This is a genomic window from Rhodopirellula sp. JB055 (genome assembly GCF_043100905.1).
Classification (GTDB): domain Bacteria; phylum Planctomycetota; class Planctomycetia; order Pirellulales; family Pirellulaceae; genus Rhodopirellula.
On record NZ_JBICHO010000235.1, the window covers coordinates 1 to 4,527 of the forward strand.

The 4,527-nt window shown below is 56.9% G+C and carries 2 protein-coding genes; one reads left to right on the forward strand and one right to left on the reverse strand.

What is annotated here, in order from left to right:
* Positions 1-798: 798 nt before the first annotated feature.
* Positions 799-1,263: an IS200/IS605 family transposase gene (gene tnpA, locus ACF8AM_RS09840; RefSeq protein WP_392555472.1), complete on the reverse strand. Its 465-nt coding sequence runs from the start codon at positions 1,261-1,263 to the stop codon at positions 799-801.
* Between the two features lie 301 nt (positions 1,264-1,564).
* Here tnpA and ACF8AM_RS09845 point away from each other — a divergent pair.
* Positions 1,565-4,527 (forward strand): DEAD/DEAH box helicase family protein (locus tag ACF8AM_RS09845; RefSeq protein ID WP_392555473.1); only part of this gene is annotated, 2,963 nt, incomplete at its 3' end.

The following is a 4,527-nucleotide window of genomic DNA, read 5'->3' on the forward strand; positions in this document are numbered from 1 at the left end:
AACTCGCGGGTCAAGTCCTCCATCTTTTCGGCGAAGTCCCGATGGGACGGCATGGTGTAGCCGCGGGTGCAAACCCGTGGTCGGATGGACAAATATGTTCGAGAAGCTTTGAAGGGGCGGCATGTGACGGTGAAGCACCGACTCCTATCGTCCCTTCGGGACTCCCTGCGTGGTGAGGAATCCGGGACCATGGGCTGACGCCCACGGCTACATCATTTCGCCACTTCGTGGCTTTCGAGTCGACTTCCGCCTTCTCGGCTTCGGTGCGGGCAGAGGGACCGGGCGTGAACGTGTTAGTCCCGATGGGACGGCATGGTGTAGCCACGGGTGCAAACCCGTGGTTGGATGGACAAATACGATCGAGAAGCCCCGAAGGGGCGACACGTGATGGTGACGCACCAACTCCTATCGTCCCTTCGGGACTACCTGCGTGGTGGGGATTTCTGATCCATGGGCTCACTAGATCATTTCGCCACTTCGTGGCTTTCGAGTCGTCTTCCACCTTCTCGGCTTCGGTGCAGGCGGAACGACTGGGCGTGAACGCATTAGTCCCGATGGGACGGCATGGTGTAGCCACGGGTGAAAACCCGTGGTTGGATGGACGAATGCGATCGAGAAGCCCTGAAGGGGCGACATGAATTGGTGACGGGGGATTTCCTGTCGTCCCTTCGGGACTAACGGCGCGTTGGGGATTCCGGTTCCATGGGCTGACGCCCATGGCTACATCATTTCGCCACTTCGTGGCTAGGTGCGCGTGACGCGACGTGGCTGCGTGCGTTCGTCGTGCTGCGTGGCCGATCATTTGATGACCTCCTGCTCGAAAACGTAACGCATGTCGAACTCGATGTTGTGCTTCCGCAGAATGGCGAGGAATTCTTCTTCAAACGTTTTCTGGCGATGATGTTCAGCTTGGTTTGCAATGTATTCGGCGACTGCAGGCATCTGCGATTCGCTCACTGAAAACGCTGCGTAGCCCGATTGCCATTCGAACTTTCGCGTCACGTCGGAACGCTCGTTGATCCACTTGGACGAGTTCGACTTGATCTTTCGCAGCACATCGGAGACCGCAATGGTTGGACTGAGCTTTGCCAACAGATGAACGTGGTCTTCGACGCCACCGATTTTCAGTAGCGTCCCCTTTTGGTCGCGGACGATGCCGCCGATGTATCCATAGAGGTCGTCTTGCCATTCGGTACGGATTGTGGGCTTGCGATACTTCGTGCTGTAGATGATGTGAAACAACAGATTGGTGAAGGTTGACACGCTCGATGCCCCTAGCCGGCAGTCACATGCCGAATGTTTTTGTGTCCAAATTCAATCAGTGGATCCCTCATCCGAAATCGTTGATACGACAACTTCAAAAAGGGATGCACGTTTCAATGCGCAGCAGGCTGCTCTGCACAATCGAGTCAGGCATGCTGCGTCGCCCGTAGACTCTCAGGAGGTTGCATTTTGAAGCCCGTTATCCTATTGTGCGAGAGACCACCAAACAAGCAGGCAGGGGGGCTGCCGGGCTCCGACAGGTGAGCTCGCTGGATCGACACGACACACGTTTGAATAACGCATGGACCGCTCTCCGTTCTTGAACGTCGACGAGAAGGATTGGATTGCTTCGAACGAGTTGGCGTTCGCTTTCCATGATCGTTTTCCGGTGACGCGCGGGCATGCGTTGGTGGTGACGCGGCGGGTGGTGGCGACTTGGTTTGATGCGTCACCGGACGAGCAAGCCACGTTGATGAGTTTGGTCAATGTGGTGAAGACGCACCTGGATGAAACGCTGGACCCAAAACCCAATGGGTACAACGTCGGTTTCAATTGCGGTGAAACCGCCGGCCAAACGGTGATGCATGTCCACGTGCATGTGATCCCTCGTTATCCAGGCGATGTGCCGGATCCGCGCGGTGGCGTTCGATACGTGATTCCGGAGAAGGCGAATTATCTGGTTGACGAAGCGCCGGCGGAGACAGAGACGGCTTCTGCGAAATTGAAAAATTCGCCGCGTTTGGAACTGTTGACCGGGCACCCGGATTGCACGTTGTGGGAACGGCTCTCGACTCGGATGGCAGGTGCTACCAACATCGATGTGCTGGCGTCGTTCGTTCAAGTTTCGGGCTTGGCGGTAATCGAAGAGCGGTTGTTCGAAACACTGCAGAGAAACGTTGCGGTTCGGATTTTGGTCAGCGATTACCTGTATATCTCGCATCCAAATGCGTTGGCTCGTTTGCTCGCGTGGCAGGAGACGGTCGGGGACGACGGCGAGTTCCGAGGGGATTTGAACGCTCGACTGGTGCGGATGAAATCACTGACCAGCCGGCCGGCCTCGTTTCACCCGAAGGCATGGCGAATCATGGATGAGCATGGTTCGCTCGTCGCCGTTGGTAGCAGCAACCTGTCCAAACCCGCTTTGCAAACGGGGGTTGAATGGAACTTGCTTTGTTCGAGCCATGGAGGCGAGGGCGTGCCGGACGATTTCGCCCACGTGTTTGATGAGTTGTGGCGATCAGCGGCTCCGTTGACTGTCGATTTGGTGGAATCGTACCAGCGGGAGGCCAAAGCCTACCGTCAGGAAAACTTCCAACCCGAAAGAATCGACACCACCTCGATTCCCGAGCCTCGGCCTTGGCAGGCGGCCGCTCTTGAGTCGCTCGCAAACCTGCGTGCGGACGGTTTTTCGAAGGCGTTGATTTCGGTCGCAACGGGAATGGGGAAGACTTGGTTGGCCGCCTTTGACGCCAGGCAAGTCGGGCAGTCGCTGGGGCGTCGTCCGCGAGTGTTGGTGATCGCTCACCGCTCGCACATTTTGATGCAGGCGGAAAGCGTTCTTTCTCAATTGCTCGACGATGTGTTCAAGCAAGGCGAGTCGCTGGCGTCACAAACGTCGTGGTATCTCGGCTCACGCAGTGACATCGACGGCGAGTTGGTGGTCGCCTCGATTCAAAAGCTCGCTCGTCCCGAAGGTCTGAAACGTTTGGCGAACGAACACTTTGATTACGTGATCATCGACGAAGTTCACCATGCACAAGCTCCCACGTACCGCCGTGTGCTGGCGAAGCTGGACGCCGGTTTCATTCTGGGGTTAACGGCGACGCCTGAGCGGGCTGACGGCGTCGATGTGGTCAGCATCTTCGATGACAATTTGGCTTACCACGCGTCCATCGGAACGGGCATCGAAGAAGGGGCGTTGGTTCCGTTTCACTACGTTGGTATCCGGGACACGGTCGACTTTGATCAAGTTCCGTGGCGGAACGGTCGCTTCGACCCAGAGGAACTGGAACATCGCGTCGCCACGAGCGATCGGATGGAGCGCTTGTGGAAAGCGATCAACGAGCATCCCGGTCAGCGAACGATCGTGTTCTGTTGCTCGCGGCGTCACGCTTTGTTTGCACGTGATTGGCTGCGTGCCAAAGGTGTTCGCTCGGCAGCGGTGTTTTCTGGTGGCGGCGGTGATAGCTACGGTGAATCGCTGGAACAGTTGCGTGACGGTTCGCTGGAAGTGTTGTGTGTGGTCGACATGTTCAACGAAGGACTGGATATCCCGGCGGTCGATCGTGTGGTGATGCTGCGGCCAACAGAATCCAAGGTTGTGTTTTTGCAGCAACTCGGCCGCGGTCTGCGTGCCAGCGTGGGCAAGACTCGCTTGTTGGTGATCGATTTCGTCGGCAACCACCAATTGTTTGCTCGGCGAATGCTGCACTTGTTGTCGCTGGGCAACCACTCGGCTCAGTGGGGCGATTTGCGGAAGTGGATCCAGGGTGCATCTCCGGAGTTGCCCGAAGGTTGCTTGCTGGATGTTGAATTGGAAGCACAGGATCTGCTGAGGCAATTCTTGCCACCGGGACCAAAAGCCGGGGTGGAGGCATATCGCGGGTTGCGAGATGAGTTGGGACGACGCCCGACGCCGTCGGAATTGGTGGCTCGTGGGTACATCCCAGGAACGGTCAGTGCAAGTGCGGGAAGCTGGTTTGCTTTTGCCGCCGAAGAAGGTGATTTGAACGATGCGGAACAGGCAGCGTTGAAGCGGTTCGCCGATTGGTTCAAGACGGTGGAGACGACCAGTCTGAACAAGTCGTACAAGATGGTGGTGCTGCGCGTGTTGCTGGATCAATCGTCGTTCTTTGACCCGGTTGATTTGGCCGCGTTTGCCAAGCTGTGCCGAACGCACATGTTGGAGCATCCCGTGTTGCGGCGAGATTTGCTGGAAGGAAAACACGCGGTCGACCATCGCAACGCAAGTGACGCGGAGTGGATGGCATGGTGGATCAAGTGGCCGATTGATCGATGGTTGAATTCTCAGAACGGTACGCGATGGTTCAAACGGACGGGCGACCAAATGCAGTTGGCGATTGACTGTCCAGAGGAACTTCGCGGCGTCCTTGAATTCATGACCGAGGAATTGGTCGAGGGACGCTTGGCTCGCTACATCAAGACCAAGCGATTGAAAGAGCCAGCCGGGGTCGCGACTTCGTTTTCAGGGAAGGTTTCTCATACGAAAGGGAAGCCGATTCTTTTCATTCCGACTGTCGAGGA